This is a genomic window from Paenibacillus solani (genome assembly GCF_050475945.1).
Lineage (GTDB): Bacteria > Bacillota > Bacilli > Paenibacillales > Paenibacillaceae > Paenibacillus_AQ > Paenibacillus_AQ solani_A.
Genome location: NZ_JBCMXJ010000016.1, coordinates 215,595 through 234,204, shown reverse-complemented (window position 1 = coordinate 234,204; position 18,610 = coordinate 215,595). Strand labels below are relative to the sequence as shown.

The 18,610-nt window shown below is 47.1% G+C and carries 20 protein-coding genes; 13 read left to right on the top strand and 7 right to left on the bottom strand.

The window, feature by feature from the left end; translation table 11 throughout:
* Positions 1 to 171: 171 nt before the first annotated feature.
* On the top strand, positions 172 to 681 hold the full coding sequence (locus ABEQ74_RS19745; RefSeq protein WP_053488910.1) for a Crp/Fnr family transcriptional regulator: 510 nt from the start codon (positions 172 to 174) through the stop codon (positions 679 to 681).
* A gap of 167 nt (positions 682 to 848) precedes the next feature.
* On the opposite strand, the gene hmpA is transcribed toward ABEQ74_RS19745, so the two are convergent.
* On the bottom strand, positions 849 to 2,054 hold the full coding sequence (hmpA, locus tag ABEQ74_RS19740) for an NO-inducible flavohemoprotein (RefSeq protein WP_430123849.1): 1,206 nt from the start codon (positions 2,052 to 2,054) through the stop codon (positions 849 to 851).
* A 433-nt stretch (positions 2,055 to 2,487) separates the two neighbouring features.
* On the opposite strand from hmpA, the gene ABEQ74_RS19735 reads away from it, so the two are divergent.
* The gene (locus tag ABEQ74_RS19735) at positions 2,488 to 3,180 is read left to right on the top strand and encodes a YitT family protein (protein WP_430123848.1); all 693 of its coding nucleotides are present in this window, start codon (positions 2,488 to 2,490) and stop codon (positions 3,178 to 3,180) included.
* A gap of 57 nt (positions 3,181 to 3,237) precedes the next feature.
* On the opposite strand, the gene ABEQ74_RS19730 is transcribed toward ABEQ74_RS19735, so the two are convergent.
* The 3 genes from ABEQ74_RS19730 to ABEQ74_RS19720 all read right to left on the bottom strand — a co-directional run bounded on the left by ABEQ74_RS19730 (position 3,238) and on the right by ABEQ74_RS19720 (position 5,223).
* Positions 3,238 to 3,420, bottom strand: coding sequence for a hypothetical protein (locus ABEQ74_RS19730; protein ID WP_430123847.1), 183 nt, complete (start codon positions 3,418 to 3,420; stop codon positions 3,238 to 3,240).
* A 135-nt stretch (positions 3,421 to 3,555) separates the two neighbouring features.
* Complete coding sequence (msrA, locus tag ABEQ74_RS19725; RefSeq protein WP_430123846.1) at positions 3,556 to 4,521, bottom strand: peptide-methionine (S)-S-oxide reductase MsrA; 966 nt, start codon at positions 4,519 to 4,521, stop codon at positions 3,556 to 3,558.
* Between the two features lie 90 nt (positions 4,522 to 4,611).
* Complete coding sequence (locus ABEQ74_RS19720) at positions 4,612 to 5,223, bottom strand: TVP38/TMEM64 family protein (RefSeq protein ID WP_430123845.1); 612 nt, start codon at positions 5,221 to 5,223, stop codon at positions 4,612 to 4,614.
* 511 nt (positions 5,224 to 5,734) lie between these two features.
* Here ABEQ74_RS19720 and ABEQ74_RS19715 point away from each other — a divergent pair.
* Positions 5,735 to 6,436, top strand: a complete 702-nt coding sequence (locus tag ABEQ74_RS19715; RefSeq protein ID WP_430123844.1) for a TerC family protein — start codon at positions 5,735 to 5,737, stop codon at positions 6,434 to 6,436.
* Between the two features lie 95 nt (positions 6,437 to 6,531).
* Positions 6,532 to 6,846, top strand: coding sequence for a hypothetical protein (locus tag ABEQ74_RS19710; RefSeq protein WP_430123843.1), 315 nt, complete (start codon positions 6,532 to 6,534; stop codon positions 6,844 to 6,846).
* Between the two features lie 99 nt (positions 6,847 to 6,945).
* Here ABEQ74_RS19710 and ABEQ74_RS19705 read toward each other — a convergent pair whose 3' ends face one another.
* The gene (locus ABEQ74_RS19705; protein WP_430123842.1) at positions 6,946 to 7,764 is read right to left on the bottom strand and encodes an AraC family transcriptional regulator; all 819 of its coding nucleotides are present in this window, start codon (positions 7,762 to 7,764) and stop codon (positions 6,946 to 6,948) included.
* Between the two features lie 140 nt (positions 7,765 to 7,904).
* Between ABEQ74_RS19705 and ABEQ74_RS19700 the strand changes: the two genes are divergently transcribed.
* The 9 genes from ABEQ74_RS19700 to ABEQ74_RS19660 all read left to right on the top strand — a co-directional run bounded on the left by ABEQ74_RS19700 (position 7,905) and on the right by ABEQ74_RS19660 (position 17,331).
* Entirely contained in the window at positions 7,905 to 9,008 is a 1,104-nt protein-coding gene (locus ABEQ74_RS19700; RefSeq protein WP_430123841.1) for a Gfo/Idh/MocA family protein, read from the top strand.
* 163 nt (positions 9,009 to 9,171) lie between these two features.
* Positions 9,172 to 10,257, top strand: coding sequence for a Gfo/Idh/MocA family protein (locus ABEQ74_RS19695; RefSeq protein ID WP_430123840.1), 1,086 nt, complete (start codon positions 9,172 to 9,174; stop codon positions 10,255 to 10,257).
* Positions 10,258 to 10,299: 42 nt separating this feature from the next.
* On the top strand, positions 10,300 to 11,268 hold the full coding sequence (locus ABEQ74_RS19690; protein ID WP_430123839.1) for a sugar phosphate isomerase/epimerase family protein: 969 nt from the start codon (positions 10,300 to 10,302) through the stop codon (positions 11,266 to 11,268).
* A gap of 46 nt (positions 11,269 to 11,314) precedes the next feature.
* Positions 11,315 to 12,037, top strand: coding sequence for a ThuA domain-containing protein (locus ABEQ74_RS19685; protein ID WP_430123838.1), 723 nt, complete (start codon positions 11,315 to 11,317; stop codon positions 12,035 to 12,037).
* Positions 12,038 to 12,218: 181 nt separating this feature from the next.
* Positions 12,219 to 12,887, top strand: a complete 669-nt coding sequence (locus ABEQ74_RS19680) for a uracil-DNA glycosylase (RefSeq protein WP_430123837.1) — start codon at positions 12,219 to 12,221, stop codon at positions 12,885 to 12,887.
* 145 nt (positions 12,888 to 13,032) lie between these two features.
* Complete coding sequence (locus ABEQ74_RS19675; RefSeq protein WP_430123836.1) at positions 13,033 to 13,350, top strand: winged helix-turn-helix transcriptional regulator; 318 nt, start codon at positions 13,033 to 13,035, stop codon at positions 13,348 to 13,350.
* A 284-nt stretch (positions 13,351 to 13,634) separates the two neighbouring features.
* Entirely contained in the window at positions 13,635 to 16,073 is a 2,439-nt protein-coding gene (gene nirB, locus ABEQ74_RS19670) for a nitrite reductase large subunit NirB (protein WP_430123835.1), read from the top strand.
* A gap of 98 nt (positions 16,074 to 16,171) precedes the next feature.
* A complete protein-coding gene (nirD, locus tag ABEQ74_RS19665; RefSeq protein ID WP_430123834.1) occupies positions 16,172 to 16,489 on the top strand; it encodes a nitrite reductase small subunit NirD in 318 nt (105 codons plus the stop codon).
* 59 nt (positions 16,490 to 16,548) lie between these two features.
* Positions 16,549 to 17,331, top strand: a complete 783-nt coding sequence (locus ABEQ74_RS19660; RefSeq protein WP_430123833.1) for a formate/nitrite transporter family protein — start codon at positions 16,549 to 16,551, stop codon at positions 17,329 to 17,331.
* Between the two features lie 154 nt (positions 17,332 to 17,485).
* On the opposite strand, the gene ABEQ74_RS19655 is transcribed toward ABEQ74_RS19660, so the two are convergent.
* Positions 17,486 to 17,644, bottom strand: a complete 159-nt coding sequence (locus tag ABEQ74_RS19655) for an asparagine synthase (RefSeq protein WP_071223816.1) — start codon at positions 17,642 to 17,644, stop codon at positions 17,486 to 17,488.
* Between the two features lie 86 nt (positions 17,645 to 17,730).
* The gene (locus ABEQ74_RS19650; RefSeq protein ID WP_430124241.1) at positions 17,731 to 18,456 is read right to left on the bottom strand and encodes a Crp/Fnr family transcriptional regulator; all 726 of its coding nucleotides are present in this window, start codon (positions 18,454 to 18,456) and stop codon (positions 17,731 to 17,733) included.
* Positions 18,457 to 18,610: the final 154 nt, after the last annotated feature.

The window sequence follows — 18,610 nt, the reverse complement described above, 5'->3', positions numbered from 1 at the left end:
ACCTCTTCAGTATAGATTTCAATCCACGTTAAAGGAACATATGTTCTTGTCTTTGTTCATAGTATGTCACTATATAGAGACGTGCAACCCTTAATTTATGGTATAGGATTGGATTCACGCCGCTGTATCGTTTAAACTCCAGATAAGGGTATTTACAGGAGGCGACAAGGTATGATTCTTCATAAAGGAGAAATATTGTTCCGGCAGGGGGATAGTGGGGATCATTTGTTTCATATTCGGAGCGGGCTGTTCAAGGTGACACGTCTTCATCCGAATGGCAATATGGTGCTTTTCAATATTTTATATCCCGGTGAGATGGTGCCGCACCATTCGCTGATCAGTCCGAAGGAAACCCATGGAACAGCGACTGCGCTCATCCAAAGTGAGGTGGAGGTCATCTCAGCCAAGACTTGGTACCGTGAGCTTGAAGAAGATCCGAAGAAGCCGCTTGAAGTCGCAAGATTGCTGCAGGAAAAGGTAAGGTTTATGCAGATGAGGCTGGATCATTTGACAGTGGGTGGACCTGCGGAGCGTTTGGAGCTGCTGATTCGCTGGCTGGATGAATATTCTCAGGGAATCCATCTGACCGAATATTTGACACAGGAAGAGATTGGCCAGCTTATTGGCGTAAGGCGGGAAACCGTAAACCGGTTGCTGCGGGGAATCGATAAGGTCATTTAATGATATCAGCATAAACAACTGAAGCTTCCCATATACTTTCAATGGCTGCAAAGTATACGGAAAGTATATTTTTTTCGGCGATGAAAATTCACGTATTGAACCCAAAAAGGGATGTCCGTCTTCTGCAAGACAGACATCCCTTGATCGGTTTGGTAATGAATGATGATTTAGCTATCCAGTGTACCCGCTGGGCCGAAGAACTCGTAATGTACGCGTTCGGAAGGTACCTCCATGGATTTCAGTTGTTGATTAACGGCAAGCATGAATGGAACCGGACCACAGAAGTAAAAGTCGGAGTTCGGATCAACGGTTTGCTGAAGGAACTCAAGATCAATATAGCCCGATTTATGGCATTGATCTCCTTCTTCCGGTATTTCATAAATGATGTAGGAACTTAATTGCGGATGCTTGGAGGCAAGCTCAAGGATATCTTGCTTCATTGCATGCTGGCTGCCGCATCTGGCGGCATGAATAAATGTGACTTTCCTGTTAGGCTGATGGATCAGAACGCTTTCCAGCATGGACACCATCGGCGTTAAGCCAACACCTCCGCTGATCAGCACGAGCGGCTGTTCGCTGTCCATATCTAAAGTAAAGGATCCGGCTGGAGCAGTGACCTCAAGGGCGGTGCCAACCTCGGCAACATTATGCAGCCAAGTGGATACGACGCCCGCAGGTTTCCTGTCCACTGCGTCCTCACGTTTTACGGTAATTCTGTAGTAAGGATGTCCGGGTGCAGCGGATAGGCTGTAGTGACGATTGTGATAAAATTCTTCGCCCGCAGGTTTTACCCGGAGCGTAATGTATTGGCCAGGCTGATAGGAGGAAATCTTGCCGCCATCTTGCGGAACCAGGTAGAAAGAAGTGATGACAGAGCTTTCTTCCACCTTCCGGTCGATAACGAAATTACGATACCCTTTCCAGCCGCCGGGTTCATTTGCAGCTTGTTCATACATTTCTGCTTCAACACCAATGAATGCATCGGCTATGACGCCATATGCTTCTGCCCAAGCGTTGATAATTATGGGAGTTACAGCATCGCCAAGCACTTCCTTCATTGCGGCCAGCAGTGTTTCACCGACGATCGGATAGTGCTCGGGCAGTATATTCAATGCCCGGTGCTTCTGACCAATTTGCTTGACAACCGGAATGATGGCTTCAAGCTGGTCAATATGGACAGCAGCGGCGTAGACAGCATTGGCGAGAGCGAAGGGCTGTTTTCCTTCTCGTTGATTCGCATGGTTGAAGATGTTAAGAAGCTCTGGATGATTATGAAACAATTTTTTGTAAAATGCACTCGTAATCGCTGTTCCGTGAGTTTCCAGGACAGGTACTGTGGATTTAATAATTTGTATCGTTTCTTGGCTTAACATGCGAAAATCCCCCTTGATTTTTGAATCGAAATTTGGTGCTGTTTTAAGTATAGATAGTAAAGAAATGGACTATTGTGATTCAAATCACAGAGGATTTAGCGAATGTGTGAACAGCCACTTAGCGGCCTATTTCCTAACCGGCTGTTTAGCTTGTATGCCAACTGTGTTATAATATAGAGAAGCACAGAATTTAAAGAGAAAGGATCAGGATACCATGTGTCCCCGAAGGACGAATTCCCCAAGGACGATTTGGAAACGTTATGATCTCTCATACACATAGCTTCCTTCGTAGAGCAAAGTCGGACGTCTAAAGACTAGGACGGTCTCTGCGAAAGGATGGGAACTATGGTTCGAAGGATAAGCTCCTCCAGGTTGCCCCTATGTAGAGATTGGCCTAAGTCTGACCAATCTACTACGACAAGAGGGATCCTGTATGAGGAAAAGACAAAACACAATTATTACCATGTCAGCCATGTTGTTCGGAACGTTTTTAATGGCATTTACGTATTATCACATTAATTTTTACAATCATTTAAGCGAAGGCGGCTTTGTCGGCTTGGCCTTGCTGGGCAAGTATGCATTCGATATCCCGCCAGCCTTAAGCATGATCCTCATGGATATACCCGTGCTGCTGATCGCGTTGTTCATCAAGGGTCGGAAATTTATTCTTAACACAGTTGTAGCAGCGAGTATGTTTACCCTGTTCTATGCATTGATCGAGCGTTATTCGACGATTGTGATTGATCTTGGTGACCACTTGCTTACAGCCGCGATTGTGTCTGGCATTCTGACGGGCTTCGGTGCCGGTATTGTACTCCGTTTCGGCGGAGCAACAGGCGGTGACGATGTCATATCCGTACTATTCAGCGAGTGGAGCGGGCTTAAAGTAGGAACGGTGTTTTTCCTGATGGATGCCATCGTACTGCTGTTATCGTTATTCTACATGCCACTTATGGAAACCTTATATACTATTTTAGCCGTATCGATCGCTGGGCAAGTGATCACGATCACAGTTACGTACGGTGCAGAGAAAACGGAAAAGAAACCGCTTCGGAAAACGGTCCGTGCATCAAGCACACCAGTTACTCCGAAAGCTGCCCAACATACAGTTAGCGGCCGTTCATAATACGGTCCCAATAAGAGAAGCTCGCCCGCATCAGGGCGGGCTTCTTCCGTTTATTTCTTACTTTTTGTCTTTGGGATGATTCTCATCCCATTCCTCTGCCTTGGCCGTAGCAATCGCAATGGCACGTCCTTCATCATAATCCTCTTCCAGCAAGGCATTAGCGATTTCTACCGCTTTATTCCTTACCCGTGGCTCCAGATTTTTCATGGATGGTGGATAATCATGTTTGCTCCATGGCATGTTAACGATCCCTCCATTCAGTCGTAATAAGGTATGTAATCTATATTACCCCGTGCAGTGAAATTGAATAGGTCGGTTTATAGGTAAAAAAAAAGTGCACCGCCCTTTCGAGGCAATGCACAGTGAGTTTCTTTTTTATTCAAAAAGTTGTAAATACTCTCCGTAGCCTTCTTGCTGCATCTCTTCCTTCGGTACGAACCGCAATGCCGCAGAGTTGATACAGTAGCGAAGCCCATTTGGCCCTGGGCCGTCTTCGAACACATGTCCTAAGTGGGAGTTGCCCTGTTTGCTTCTTACCTCGGTGCGAACCATCATATGGGTAAGATCCATTTTTTCCTTGATGTTGTATTCACGAATCGGACGGGTAAAGCTCGGCCATCCACAACCGGCATCATATTTGTCTGTCGAGCTGAAGAGCGGCTCGCCAGATACAATATCTACGTAGATGCCTTCTCCCTGATGGTCCCAAAACTCATTGTGAAACGGTGGCTCGGTCGCATTATTCTGGGTGACCTCGAACTGGATCGGAGTCAGTCTTTGTTTGAGTTCAAGTGTATCCACGGGGGCAGTCCAATGCCGCTCAATGAAATCTTCGCGTCCCGATCCTTTGCGGTACCGCTTATAATGACCCGGGTTTTTCTTGTGGTAATCCTGGTGGTATTCTTCGGCCGGATAGAAGGTACTGGCGGGAATAATCGGCGTGACGATCGGACCGTCAAACCGTCCGCTTGCCGCTACTTCCAGTTTCGATTGCTCCGCAAGCTCATGCTGCTCTTCCGTATGGTAAAAAATCGCGGTACGATAAGAGTCGCCGCGGTCATGGAATTGTCCGCCAGCATCTGTAGGATCAATCTGCTGCCAGAAGAGCTCCAGCAGTTTCTCGTAAGGAAACACCTCCGGATTATAAGTAATTTGCACGGCCTCATAATGACCGGTCGTATCGGAGCATACTTCTTCATACGTCGGGTTTTCCTTATGCCCGCCAGTGTAACCGGAGACGACTTTGAGGATGCCTGGAAGCTCATCAAAAGGAGAGACCATACACCAGAAGCAGCCTCCAGCAAAGGTAGCCAATTCACTTGGGTTTGAACGATTATTCATCTATTATCCCTCCATCGTTATGACATTATAAATGTAAGTCTTACTATTATTATAATCATATTGATGAAAGAAACCCAAATTCCTTCGTCCTTACGTTTGTTTTCCTTCGTTTTTTCGGAAAATGGCGACGCCTATAACCGTTACCAGCATGAGTCCTGCAGCAATCATGGTGAACATCACGGGATGGTCGACAAATCCGCTGCCAAGCCAAGCATACAGTAGAATGGCAGGTATTTTACCGATGCCCGTTGCGATGGCGTATGTCCAGAAAGGAATGGCAGCGACGCCAGCATAAATATTGACCGCCATTTGAGGGACAATGGGCAGCATGCGGACAAGCAATATCGCCTGAAAGGGACGCCGTTCAACCGCACCGGTGAAGGAGCGGATAACGGAATATTTATCAATCAAACGCCTCCCGGCTTCCCGATATAAGGTACGTACGATGACATAGAGTATGATGGCAGCTATGGTCGTTCCAAACCACGAAATAGCTGCGGCCCATACCGTGCCGTATGCATATCCAAGAATCGCGATAACGACCTTGTATGGGGCAACAGGAAATAGGGCCAGCAGGGTCGCTAATAGAATCATGAGTATGAATGGGGGATTCCCCCCAAGCCAGTCCATAATTTCATACCGATGTACAAAAGCAATCACCATTAGGGATGCGTAAAATGCGGGTAAAATCCATTTCTTCATGCAGAGTATCCTCACTTTGTATTGTTCACCTGAATAGCCATATGATATCAGAAACAATCTGTGCTGTGCGCGTTTTTGGGGTGTTATCCTTTGATTTTGTATGCGAAAAAATGGATATACAAGCGATTTTTCATATGCTATAATATGTCCAACCGAATAGTTCCCAAAGGGGAGTAGCTTCATAAGAAAACCTGCTATCGTGGCCTTTTCAAATATGAGCGACCGCGATTCAATGGTAGGTTTTCTTGCGATATAGAATTTTATGGGCCCTACTTATATATTCTATATTGTAAGTAAAGTCGTCATTACGGGATTCACCATCCCCGGCTTTATTGGCAACCATGATGTTGTTTAGCGAGACCTTTGCCTGATTGTTTATTAATGAGGTAGAGGTCTCTTTTTGCGCCCAAAAAACGCTGTAGACCTTATAAAATAAGGCAACAGCGTTTTTTTTGGATGGAGAACATCGGTAGGTGGAAACCTAATAAAAATGCAGAAAGGGTGGAGAGGTATGGATTTATTGTCGATGGAATTTTGGACGGCGCTGCTGTCGATCGTTCTCATTGACCTCGTGCTGGCTGGCGACAACGCCATTGTTATTGGCCTTGCCGCCCGGAACGTCCGGAAAGAGGATCAGAAGAAGGTTATTTTGTGGGGGACCGTTGGTGCAATTGTCATCCGTATCGTGGCAACGCTCCTTGTTGTTCAGCTGTTGATGATTCCGGGCTTGCGCTTAATCGGCGGGCTTGCACTAATGTGGATTGCATACAAGCTGCTGGTAGATGAGAAACAACATGAAATTTCAGCTGGCAACCAAATGTGGGCGGCCATCCGAACGATTATTATCGCAGACGCAATGATGGGACTGGATAATGTTCTGGCTGTAGCTGGTGCGGCCGGAGAAAGCTTTATGCTGGTTATTATCGGTCTTGCGATTTCCGTGCCGATCATGGTATGGGGCAGTACCATTATTCTGAAGCTGACGGATCGTTTTCCGATTATTATCACCTTCGGTGCTGCGGTGCTTGCCTGGACCGCATCGAAGATGATTGTGGAAGAGCCGTTGATTCACAGCTGGTTCTCCAATGGTGTTCTTAAATATGGATTTGAAATTCTCGTTATTGTCATCATTATCGGTCTTGGAACCTGGATGAAAAAGAAACATGAGCAAAAGGCAAAGAGCAATGCCGTCCAAGTGAAAATGGTCGATTAGTATTCGGACTTTGTCAGAGCCGTAATACACGGTATAATGTCTTCATGAACGATAAAGAGCTGAAGAAGCCCTGTTCGTAAGAGGAGGCGTACTACATGGAATCCGCGGATAAATCCGTCGAGGAACGGATTGTGGAATCGTACCGGCAGGATGAGGATATGATGATCCTCGTGTTTGCCCAGTGGTGTGTGAATCACGGACTGGACCCAGCAGAGCTGTACCGCAAAGCATATCCGAATCAGCCAGACAACGAGCGGCTGTCGCGTGTGTTGGAATTAACGGTACCCAAAGAAGAAGCTGGTGAAATACCGGATCAGACCCTGCTAGGAGTCCTGTCGTTATTCGGAAATGAAGACTTGGCGATCGTTGTAGCCGAGGCAGCGGCCAGCTTAGGCCCAAATAAGAAGTGAGATGTGCACTTATGAAATATCTTGCATGTAATTCATGAGCAAAGCGGGCCGACCAAGGAAATCCTTAGTCGGCCCGCTTTTTTAATAGAGGAAATGTGATTAATTAGATGTTCGGCTGTCCATTCGGTACTGCTTAGGTGAAACGCCGAATCGAGAGCGGAACACACGGTGAAAATACGTATAGTTGGCAAACCCCGAGGTTTCAGCTACATCTTCAAGGGATAGAGGGCTGAATACGATCCGTTCCTTGGCCATGCTCAGACGCACTTCCATGGCATATTGCATAATGGTAGTGCCGAAGGCCTCTTTAAACAGATGAACGGCACGGGAGACGCTAATGCCGACGTGTGCGGCTACATCCTCAAGCTTGAACATGGAGGAAGCATTCTCTTCAATATAGTTCTTCATCCGGTAAGCGAGATATGTTTTTGGTGTCGTGGATGGCTGTTCAGATAACAGCCGGTCGACTTCCAGGCAGAGAATACGCACTGTATAATCCGAAATCTCCGGATAAGGATCTGATACACGACGCTGCTCCAGCAGAATCTGCCGAAACAGGCTGAGGTAGCGTTCTTCAAGCGGTACACGGATTTTGGTTGGCCGCTTCTTGGAGTTCCACCAGGCATCAGCCCATGGCCCCTTGAAAAAAATATGATAATCCCCGCTTTCGATGGTTAATTCACCCGAAGCGTTGTATTCGTCATCAATTCGCAGTTCATATGGTTGTCCAGGAGTAAAGATCAGCAGGTCCCCTGCTTCAACTAGCGATAGTTCATCATCGATTTTGGCACGGCATTTGCCATCGGTTTGCCAGCGCATCAAGTAGGTGTCAAAACCGTCCGCCAGGGACATTTTGAAGGGCTTGCGATGAAACGAGAAATCAGCTGCTACGACTTGGTTGGAAAGATTTGAATCCATTACTTGAGTCCCCTTTGAAGAATAAGAAAATAATGACCAGATTGTTCATGTTTTAATCATATTCTTCATTTTAAACGAAAGCATAAAAGAATACCATGGTACTAGTCCGAGCACATCAAAACACTCAAGGAGTGACAGCGATGCAAAAAATGAAAGCAGGTATAATTGGCTGCGGAACGATCAGCGGCGTATACTTCACGAACTTAAAGAACAGCCCTTGGGTAGAAGTCGTGGCATGTGCTGACATTGTATTGGACAATGCGAAGAATAAGGCCGAGGAATTCAACATCCCGAAAGCGTATACCGTGGAGGAGATGCTTGCACAGTCGGAGATTGAATTGATCATTAATTTAACCATTCCGGCCAGCCATGCTAATGTCGATATCGCTTCTCTGGAAGCAGGAAAGCATGTGTATAGTGAAAAACCGCTGGCTATCACCCTTGATGAAGCCCGCCGCATACTGAATATTGCGGATCAAAAAGGTCTTCGCGTCGGCTGCGCACCTGATACATTCTTGGGATCAGGTATCCAAACGGCTAAAGCAGCTATTGATTCCGGACAAATCGGCAGACCTATTGCTGCCACAGCATTTATGATGGGATCCGGGCCTGAGGCTTGGCATCCGAATCCGGAATTTTTTTACGCCTCAGGCGGTGGCGGCCCGATGATGGATATGGGGCCTTATTATGTATCAGCCTTGGTTGAACTTCTTGGACCTGCCAGTCGGGTCAGTGCATCAGCAGGCATTCAGATCCCAGATCGCGTAGTTGCCTCTGGCCCGCTCCAAGCGAAGCCGATAACCGTTCAGACGCCAACGCATTTAGCAGGAACGATCGATTTTGAGAATGGGGCGATCGTGTCCATGATTACAAGCTTTGATATCTTTGGCGGATCGCATCTGCCTTGGATCGAAATCTATGGTACGCATGGAACTTTAAGCTTGGGTGATCCAAACTACTTTAACGGGGAAGTGAAACTCCGGAAACACGGCTCTGATGAATGGGTATTGCTTGAGCCCGTGTTTGAATGCGGGAAGAACGAGCGGGGTCTGGGGATTGAGGATATGATTCAATCGATTCATGAGCAAAAGGATCATCGCGTGAGTGCCCGCCTGGCGTACCACGTGCTGGAGATTATGCATTCTTTCCAGCAATCTTCGCTCGAAGGAAGACACATCGTTCTGCAAAGCACATACCGTTACGGTAAACTTCCGGCTTATGCAGCTGCCGAATCAACGAATTAGGGTACCAGTAAGTTGCTGGCTGGTTATGGACATCATGCAGCAGAATGCTTTCAGGCAACCCGGCCGGAGTTGAATCCGGCCCGATAACTGCTTGAAAGCGTTGCAATCAGTATAAGTGTGTTCTTGTTTAGAGGACAACAAGCAGACGGGAGAGAATATGGCCATGTCAAAAACATTAAAAATCGGAATTATCGGTTGTGGGGGAATCGCCAACGGCAAGCATATGCCGAGCTTGAAGAAGCAGGCGCAAGCCGAATTGGTAGCTTTTTGCGACATTGTTGAAGAACGTGCGCAGAAAGCGGCTGCCGAATACGGCATAGAAGATGCAAAAGTGTATACCGATTTCAGAGATTTGCTGCAGGATGGCAGCATCGATGTCATCCATGTGTGTACACCAAACGATTCACACTCCGAAATCACAGTAGCATCCTTGGAAGCGGGCAAACATGTGATGTGCGAGAAGCCTATGGCAAAAACCGTTGCCGAGGCAAGAGCGATGCTGGACGCCGCTAAGCGTACAGGAAAGAAACTCACGATCGGTTACAATAACCGTTTCCGCGATGATAGCATGTATCTGAAAGGCATCTGTGAGGAAGGCGAACTGGGCGATATCTACTACGGTAAAGCGCTGGCTATTCGCCGTCGTGCAGTCCCGACCTGGGGCGTATTCCTGGATGAAGAGAAGCAAGGCGGAGGTCCGCTGATCGATATTGGTACTCATGCCCTGGATTTGACCTTGTGGCTGATGGACAACTACAAGCCGAAAAGCGTGCTTGGCTCGACATTCCATAAACTTGGACACCGCGAGAATGCGGCTAATGCTTTCGGACCGTGGGATCCGAAAGAATTCAAGGTAGAGGATTCGGCATTCGGGTTCATCACGATGGAGAACGGGGCGACAATCATCCTCGAATCCAGCTGGGCCCTTAATGTCGTTGAGACTGACGAAGCCAAAACCGTACTGGCGGGCACCGAAGGTGGTGCCGATATGAAGGACGGGCTGCGTATTAACGGTGAGAAAATGAGCAGATTATATGAAACCAAGGTAGATCTGAATGCTGGCGGGGTTGCATTCTATTCCGGTTCCAAGGAAAATGATACGGACCGTGAAGCAAGAATGTGGCTTGAAGCGATTGTGGAGGATAAAGATCCAGTCGTTAAGCCTGAGCAGGCGTTTGTTGTAACGCAAATCTTGGAAGCGATCTATGAATCAGCCAAGACGGGAAAAGCGGTTTATTTCGATAACTAATCTTACAATATACTAATACTAAGACAAACCAGGAGGTACACAATGAAATTAGGCGTATTTATGGTATTGCTGAGCGGTCGTAAATTGGAGGATGCTTTGGACTATGTAGCATCCAAGGGTCTGAAGGCAGTTGAGATTGGAACAGGCGGATATCCAGGAAATGCACATTGTAATCCGGCAGAGCTGCTTGAGAATGAAACTGCGTTGAAAAACTTCAAAAATGCAGTGGAATCTCGTGGATTGATGATTAGCGCATTGAGCTGCCACGGCAATCCGCTTCATCCGCAAAAAGCGATCGCAAAAGAGTTCCATGACACATACGTAAAAACGGTAGAGCTGGCCGAGAAGCTTGAAGTCCCAGTTGTGAATACCTTCTCTGGCTGCCCGGGCGATCATGAGGATGCTAAATACCCGAACTGGCCGGTAGCGCCTTGGCCTAATGACTATCAGGAAATCCTGACTTGGCAGTGGGATAACAAGGTTATTCCTTATTGGACTGAGTGGGGCAAATATGCTGCAGATCACAATGTCAAAATCGGTCTTGAACTGCACGGAGGCTTCTCTGTTCATACGCCGGGCACACTGCTCCGTTTACGTGAGGCCGCAGGCGAAGTGATCGGTGCCAATCTGGATCCAAGCCACTTGTGGTGGCAAGGGATTGATCCGGTACAGGCGATTCATATTTTGGGTCGTGAAGGGGCTATTCATCACTTCCACGCGAAGGATACAACGATTGATCCGGTTAATGTGAACAAGCACGGCGTTACAGATATGCAGTCTTATGCCAACATGCTGGACCGCGCTTGGCAGTTCCGCAGCGTAGGTTACGGTCATGATGTGAAAGAATGGGCAGATATCATGAGTGCCCTTCGTCTGGTTGGATATGATTATGTCGTCAGCATCGAACATGAAGATGGATTGATGTCGATCGAAGAAGGCTTCTCCAAAGCAGTGCAAAACCTTCAGCAAGTGCTGATTGAAGAGCCGCTGGGAGAAATGTGGTGGGTCTAAACAGCCTAGAATTTAGCCGAATAAGCAATTTAGGGGGAACAGCAACATGCTTAACGTAACCATATGGAATGAATTCGTACACGAGAAAATCCATGATGAGGTTCGAAGTGTATATCCGGCAGGGATTCATACTGCTTTAGCGGAGGGTCTGCAGCATCCGGATTTTATCATCAGAACGGCTACACTTGATCAGCCGGAACATGGATTGACGGAAGATGTGCTGGATTCGACTGATGTTCTGCTGTGGTGGGGACATATGGCCCATGACAAGGTTAGTGATGAGATCGTAAGCAAGGTCGTGAAACGTGTACAGGATGGAATGGGTTTGATCGTTCTTCATTCCGGACATTTTTCGAAGCCGTTCAAAGCTTTGATGGGCACGAGCTGCGATTTGAAATGGCGTGAAGCCGGAGAACAGGAAGTGATCTGGAGCGTGAACCCAACGCATCCGATCGCGGCAGGAATTACGGGTCCAATTATCCTTGAACATGAGGAAATGTATGGGGAGTTCTTTGATATTCCAGCTCCGGATGAACTGGTTTTTGTCAGCAATTTTGAAGGTGGCGAGGTTTTCCGCAGCGGGTGTACATTCAAGCGGGGACACGGGAATATATTCTATTTCCGTCCCGGACATGAAACTTACCCAACCTACTATAACCCCGAAGTGCTCAAAGTGATCTCCAATGCGATACATTGGGCTCATTCCACAGCAGGCAAGCAAACATTCGGCAACAGTCAGCCGGTCCGTGCGCTTCCCGTTTTAGTATAGTCTTCGAGGGAGAGTATACTAGACCCTAAGTAGGACAGGCGAGTCGTTCAAGGTATAACCTTGGTCGGCTCGTTTTTGTTATGCAATAAGAATGAGAGAACGGAAATGTTTTTGTCGCCCAGGGATAGAATATAGGTAGGTATGGGGTATTGTATGATATACAAGAAAGGGGGCTTTACACATGGATGAGGTACAAAGCGCACCTGTAGATCCCGCAATTATCGCCCTATGCCGGGCCAGACTTGCTCATCAGCCAGTGGAGGGCTTTCTCCTGGGGAGAGGAGCCAAAGCGGCCCAAATCATGTTTGTTGGGGAAGCGCCGGGAGCTCATGAGATTGAGGAAGGCAAACCTTTTGTAGGACAAGCCGGGCAAGAGATGAGTGCTTATCTGGAACGTTTGAGTTTGACTCGTGAGCAGGTATATATAACTAGTGCGGTGAGAAGCAGACCCTATAAGGACAAGGAGATCGTTCGTTCTTCGGGCAAGAAGATTTTCAGTCGTTCCAATCGCACCCCTACTAAGGCTGAAGTTTTAGCGCATGCACCGCTGCTTGATGAGGAGATTCGGTGGGTAAAACCGCAGATCATCGCACCGATGGGAAATACAGCGCTGCATCGCTTAATCGGAAATCATGAAACGGTGACGTCGATGCATGGTAAACTGATTGAGGGGCCCATCCAGCAAGCGGCTCAAATCGATAATCTGGAGGCGGGGTATAGGTTTTCAGAGGAAATTTATAAGATATTCCCTCTGTTCCATCCGGCGGCAGTAATGTATAATAGGAAATTATCCCGTTTGATTGAGTCTGATCTGGATACTTTGGCCGGGATCCTATCAATTAAGCCGTGAGTTTATGGGAAATAAGAGCTAGATGGTTTTCAGTTCCACAATAATATGTTAAAATGAAACATACTTACAATTTGTAAGTTTTATAAACAAGCTTAGACTGAGGAGTACCTATAAACAACGTGACTTCGTAAAGAGGTGAAGGGATATGGAAGTTACTAATGTTACGATGTGTCCCCGATTTGAAACGGCTTTTTCGTTTCTGGGGAAACGCTGGAACGGATTGATTATTCAAACTTTGATGAGCGGACCGAAGCGCTTTAAGGATATTTCGAATCTAATTCCTTCCATGAGCGATAAGATGCTCTCCGAACGGATGAAAGATTTGGAATGTGAAGGCATTTTGATCCGGCATGTATATCCGGAAACACCGGTACGCATTGAGTATGAACTAACTGAAAAAGGCAAGGCGCTTCGCCCGGTCATGGAACAAATTTCTTCCTGGGCTGAACAGTGGGTTGACTAATGATGGACCCCATGACGCACGTCGATGATTAAACCCTGATATGAGACCACTCTCATCTCAGGGTTTTTTTCTCGTGCGACGAAAGTTAACAGATGATAAGTCAGTATATCATTAATTTAAGGTAACTCTGGTTAGGGGGGCGGGATAGTTCAAATTTTATATAAATTTTAACCATAAATGTGAAATATATCACAATAAAATCAACTTTCCCCCTTTATACTTTATACATAGGAAATGGAATAACACAATCATCATTAGATCATGTGTTTGGGAGGAATCAAGCTATGTCTAATATAAAGAGAGAACAGTTAGTGGTCATTGGTAACGGTATCGCTGGAATAAGTACAGTCGAACAAATCATAAAATTGGGTGGGAGTTTTGACATAACCGTCATAGGACAGGAACCACACCCAAACTATAACCGGATTATGCTGTCCTATGTGTTGGAAGGAAGCAAAACATTAGATGATATCGTGCTGAATGACTGGAAATGGTACGAAGATAATCGGATCACCCTGCATACGGATGTTACCGTAACGGGGATAGATGGAGAGCGCAAGATCGTTGAAACAGATAAGGGAATGACGATACCTTACGATAAAGTTATTATTGCTACAGGTTCGAGCCCATTTATTTTGCCTGTCCCTGGAAGTGATAAAGAAGGGGTTATCGGATTCCGCAATATTGCAGACTGCGCACAGATGCTGCAGGCCGCACAAACCTACAAGAAAGCCGCTGTGATCGGTGGGGGATTGCTGGGCCTGGAAGCCGCCAAGGGCTTGGTTAGCCTCGGTATGGACGTAACGGTGGTCCATCTCATGCAGGATATTATGGAAAGTCAGCTCGACCATACCGCATCGGAAATGCTGCAAAGGGAGCTTGAAGGGCAAGGCATTCGTTTCTTATTGGGCAAGCAAACAACGGAGATACTAGGAGACGCCAGGGTTACGGGCCTAAGATTTAAGGATGGAGGGGAGCTCAAGGCTGATCTGGTGGTTATGGCTGTAGGTATCCGGCCTAATATTGCAGCAGCCCAGCAGAGCGGTATTAAAGTGAACCGGGGAATTGTGGTCAATGATTATCTTCAAACTTCAGTACCGGACGTGTATGCCGTTGGAGAATGCAGTGAGCATCGCGGCGTATGTTATGGATTGGTTGCTCCGCTGTTTGAGCAAGGCCAGGTGCTCGCCAAGCATTTATGCGGCGTAGAAGGCCAGCCTTATGAGGGCAGCATTGTTTCGACAAAACTGAAGATCAGCGGAGTGGATGTATTCTCTGCTGGCGAGTTTATGGAGTATGCTGAGCATTCCGTGATTACGGCCAAGGATGATTGGCGCAAAACCTATAAGAAAATCCTGATTCGAGATAACATCATCGTAGGCGCGATATTATTCGGTGACGTCAGTGATTCGGCAAGTCTTCAATCCATGATCCGCAAGCAAACAGCCATGACGGAAGAGATTTATCATTCTATTATGGGTACCGAGTGTGCTGGGAAAGGAAAGGGCAAAGCATTTTCGCTGGAGCAGATGCCGGACGATGAGATTGTCTGCGGCTGTAATGGTGTAACCAAAAAAGCCATCGTGGACGCCGTAACGCTTCAAGGTCTCACCACTGTGGATGAGATCAAGGTATGCACAGGAGCCACACGGTCATGCGGTGGCTGCAAGCCGGTTGTGGAACAGATTCTGCAAAGCGTATTAGGCGATGGCTTCAAGATGGCCGGTAAGCAAGGGATATGCGCATGTACTACGCTTGACCGGGATGAAATTGTAGCCGAAATCCGGGCTAAGGGCCTGACAACGACAAAAGAAGTCATGCACGTCCTGGGCTTTAGCCATCCTGAAGGCTGCTCGAAATGCCGTCCAGCCATCCATTATTACTTGGCTATGCTGAATCCGGTAACCCATCAGGAAGAGATGGAATCCCGTTTTGTTAACGAGCGGATGAACGCGAATATTCAGAAGGACGGTACGTACACAGTAGTTCCGAGAATGTATGGCGGTGTAACGACACCGGAGGATCTGAAGAAAATTGCCGATGTATCGCTTAAATACGATGTAAAAGTGGTAAAGGTGACCGGGGGACAGCGTTTGGACCTGATTGGAGTCAAGAAAGAGGATTTACCGAAGGTATGGGAAGAGCTGGATATGCCGTCGGGATATGCGTATGCGAAGTCGCTGCGAACCGTCAAAACCTGTGTCGGCTCCCAGTTCTGCCGTTTCGGAACGCAGGATTCGATGGGGATGGGCGCATTCCTGGAAGAGAAATTCGAGAGACTGGATTTTCTGGCAAAATTCAAGATGGCGGTCAATGGCTGTCCGCGAAATTGTGCTGAATCGTGTACGAAGGATATCGGTATCGTTGGTAATGACGGTGGCTGGGAAATCTTTATCGGGGGCAACGGTGGAACGAAAGCCCGCTTGGCCGATTCATTCTGCAAAGTGAGAACCGATGAGGAGCTGGTTGAGATTTGTGGGGCTGTGATGCAGTACTACCGCGAAACGGGCAAGTATCTGGAGAGAACCTCGGAATGGGTAGAGCGTATGGGACTTACTAACATCCGTACGGCCATCTTAGATGACCCCAAGCAGCGTAAAGAATTGGTGGAGAGAATCGAACTGGCTCTTGCGCAGGTAGAAGATCCTTGGAAAAAAGTGCTGAACGATGAGAAGCTTCGTGGTACATTATATCAGGATGTAAGACCGGTTAGCAGCAAATAGGAGCGGGGAAGGACATCCTTCCCTCTTGTCTCCAATGAGTAATAATAAACACCGTTTGAGATTGAATGGATAGAGAACAGAAGTGGAGGTAACAAGCTATGGAAACCAAACATTATATTCCCGTGGGATCAAGGGATGATTTCATGCTACAGCTTGGGAAAGTGATTCGTCTGGGGGAACGGGAGCTTGCCATATTCCGGACCTCGGATGATCTGTGGTTTGCCCTGGATAATAAAAGCCCGCACCCTAAAGGGGGGCCTTTATCCGAAGCCATCGTATCCGGACATTATATTTATGATCCATTATATGACTGGAAAATTGAGCTTTCGACTGGGCTTGTTCAAGCTCCGGATGAGGGGCAGGTTCAGGTCTATCCAGTTCGCGTCGTAAACGGAGAGGTTGAGGTAAGTGTCTAAGGCAAGGTAACGGAATTTACACAACAGCCAAATATAACGAATTCAAGAGGTGGTATCCCATGTTCAAGGTTGATGTAGAAGCCGTCGCCAATGCTGCCGTTGCAAAGAAAGAACAGATGAATGGGAATCTGCTGCGGTATATGGTATCTGCCATGCTCGCCGGGGCGTATGTCGGCATTGGGATTGTGTTGATCTTTAAGCTGGGCGCACCGCTCGCAGCTGCGGGTTCGCCTTTTCAAACGCTAGTGATGGGAGCTGCATTTGGCATCGCCCTGACCTTGGTCGTGTTTGCAGGTTCTGAGCTGTTTACGGGCAATCATATGTTTTTTACGATTGGAACATTATCCGGCCGAACGACGGTAGGCGATACGCTGAAAAATTGGGTGCTGGTGTTCATCGGCAACCTGGCAGGAGCGATACTGCTTAGTTATCTGGTGTATGCCACCGGCTTGTTCAAAGGCCTGCCGCCCGATCATCTTATCTTTACGGCTGCTGCCAAAAAAATGAATGATCCGTTTATGGAGCTGTTTTTCAGAGGCATATTGTGTAACTGGCTTGTATGTTTGGCCTTGTGGATGGGTAGTCGTGCCAAAGGAGAAACCACGAAGCTGATCTTAATATGGTGGTGTCTGTTTGCCTTCATTGCGACAGGTTATGAACATAGCGTAGCGAATATGACACTCTTGACGCTCGCCACCATTATCCCGGGGCACCCCGAGACGATATCCATAAGCGGATGGATCAGCAATATGGTACCTGTCACGCTGGGAAATATCATCGGCGGAGTCGTCTTAGTAGGAATGGCTTATTGGTTCATCTCTTCGGAAAAAAAGAGCAAATAGCAATAATCCTCTTAAGAGAATGGAGGAACGAGCGGACTTTACGCAGTTCAGAGCTGCAAAGTCCGCTTTTTTATATGTTAATTAACAGAAAAATAAGCTGCCCTACAGTCAATGGACTGAGCAGGACAGCTGTTTGGCTTGTCTTCCAAATCGTTTACCGGTGTTCCACCAGGTCAATGGCGCCCAGGACAATATGAGCCAATCCAAAGCCGAGAATACCGGTTGCGGCAAGCTTATACTTGCTGCCAAGCAGAGCGGCACCCGAAGCAGAAACCACAGTTCCAAGAACAGCAGGAATCAAACCTTCACGCATGCTGAACACTCCCTTAAGTTTGGATTTGGTAGACAAGGTTATTGTAAACAAATCGCTATATATTATGCGATAGAATCCGTCATTCGTTAGATACGGCAGATTTCAACTGGACACATCTCACAGTGGCATACTTCCTGCAGCATCGGAAGGTCCTTAATGACAATCATTCCGCCAGCATATTCGATCGCATCTTTTTTGCGAAGGTCGCTCAGCATCCGGTTCACGCTTTCGCGAGTAGCTCCAATCATGTTCGAGAGATCGGTGTGAGTAATCTTCTTGTTGATCAAGATGGTACCATCTGCTTGATGCTGTCCGTAAGTATTGCTCAAACGGATCAGCGTCGACGTTAATGCACCAGGCTTGCCGTACATCATGAGATCGCGGAATTTCGTCTGGGTAATGCGGTGGTGAATACCCATCCATTTCATAAAATCAATGGCAAATTCGCAATGCTGACAGATCAGCATTTCCAAATCTTTATGCTCAATGACCCCCACCACGCTGTCTTCCAGCACTTCTGCCGAATAACTGTGGTTGGTGCTGAAGAAAGGATCAGCTTGCCCAACCATATCTCCAGGGTGATACATGTATAGAATAAGCTCTTTGCCTTCATCAGTCGATTTGGTTAATTTAATTCTTCCTTGTTTAACGAAGTAAAGCTTGTCGGCGAAGTCGCCCTCCCAGAACAAATGGGATCCTTCAGGGAGTACCCTTTCTTTCATGGTGATCAGCAGACGGTTGCGGTTTTGTTCCGAGAAGCACTGAGTGTTTCCCAAATTTTCAATATCCAATATGTGGTCTACAGTTTTCATGGTCATGGTGATATCCCCTAACATCCTCAAATTTGATCTGTTCAATCTTTAAATACATTATAACGTGAAAACATTCACTTTTGGGGAGGTTAGGGAGGGAAATTATGGCGAATTTTCAAACGTTGTGATTTTTTTCACTTAGAGCCCCTGTCCA

Excerpts from the sequence above, each read along its gene's own strand:
- ABEQ74_RS19745 (WP_053488910.1), top strand. The coding sequence starts at position 172 with ATGATTCTTCATAAAGGAGAAATATTGTTCCGGCAGGGGGATAGTGGG.
- hmpA (WP_430123849.1), bottom strand. The coding sequence starts at position 2,054 with ATGTTAAGCCAAGAAACGATACAAATTATTAAATCCACAGTACCTGTC.
- ABEQ74_RS19735 (WP_430123848.1), top strand. The coding sequence starts at position 2,488 with ATGAGGAAAAGACAAAACACAATTATTACCATGTCAGCCATGTTGTTC.
- ABEQ74_RS19730 (WP_430123847.1), bottom strand. The coding sequence starts at position 3,420 with ATGCCATGGAGCAAACATGATTATCCACCATCCATGAAAAATCTGGAG.
- msrA (WP_430123846.1), bottom strand. The coding sequence starts at position 4,521 with ATGAATAATCGTTCAAACCCAAGTGAATTGGCTACCTTTGCTGGAGGC.
- ABEQ74_RS19720 (WP_430123845.1), bottom strand. The coding sequence starts at position 5,223 with ATGAAGAAATGGATTTTACCCGCATTTTACGCATCCCTAATGGTGATT.
- ABEQ74_RS19715 (WP_430123844.1), top strand. The coding sequence starts at position 5,735 with ATGGATTTATTGTCGATGGAATTTTGGACGGCGCTGCTGTCGATCGTT.
- ABEQ74_RS19710 (WP_430123843.1), top strand. The coding sequence starts at position 6,532 with ATGGAATCCGCGGATAAATCCGTCGAGGAACGGATTGTGGAATCGTAC.
- ABEQ74_RS19705 (WP_430123842.1), bottom strand. The coding sequence starts at position 7,764 with ATGGATTCAAATCTTTCCAACCAAGTCGTAGCAGCTGATTTCTCGTTT.
- ABEQ74_RS19700 (WP_430123841.1), top strand. The coding sequence starts at position 7,905 with ATGCAAAAAATGAAAGCAGGTATAATTGGCTGCGGAACGATCAGCGGC.
- ABEQ74_RS19695 (WP_430123840.1), top strand. The coding sequence starts at position 9,172 with ATGTCAAAAACATTAAAAATCGGAATTATCGGTTGTGGGGGAATCGCC.
- ABEQ74_RS19690 (WP_430123839.1), top strand. The coding sequence starts at position 10,300 with ATGAAATTAGGCGTATTTATGGTATTGCTGAGCGGTCGTAAATTGGAG.
- ABEQ74_RS19685 (WP_430123838.1), top strand. The coding sequence starts at position 11,315 with ATGCTTAACGTAACCATATGGAATGAATTCGTACACGAGAAAATCCAT.
- ABEQ74_RS19680 (WP_430123837.1), top strand. The coding sequence starts at position 12,219 with ATGGATGAGGTACAAAGCGCACCTGTAGATCCCGCAATTATCGCCCTA.
- ABEQ74_RS19675 (WP_430123836.1), top strand. The coding sequence starts at position 13,033 with ATGGAAGTTACTAATGTTACGATGTGTCCCCGATTTGAAACGGCTTTT.
- nirB (WP_430123835.1), top strand. The coding sequence starts at position 13,635 with ATGTCTAATATAAAGAGAGAACAGTTAGTGGTCATTGGTAACGGTATC.
- nirD (WP_430123834.1), top strand. The coding sequence starts at position 16,172 with ATGGAAACCAAACATTATATTCCCGTGGGATCAAGGGATGATTTCATG.
- ABEQ74_RS19660 (WP_430123833.1), top strand. The coding sequence starts at position 16,549 with ATGTTCAAGGTTGATGTAGAAGCCGTCGCCAATGCTGCCGTTGCAAAG.
- ABEQ74_RS19655 (WP_071223816.1), bottom strand. The coding sequence starts at position 17,644 with ATGCGTGAAGGTTTGATTCCTGCTGTTCTTGGAACTGTGGTTTCTGCT.
- ABEQ74_RS19650 (WP_430124241.1), bottom strand. The coding sequence starts at position 18,456 with ATGAAAACTGTAGACCACATATTGGATATTGAAAATTTGGGAAACACT.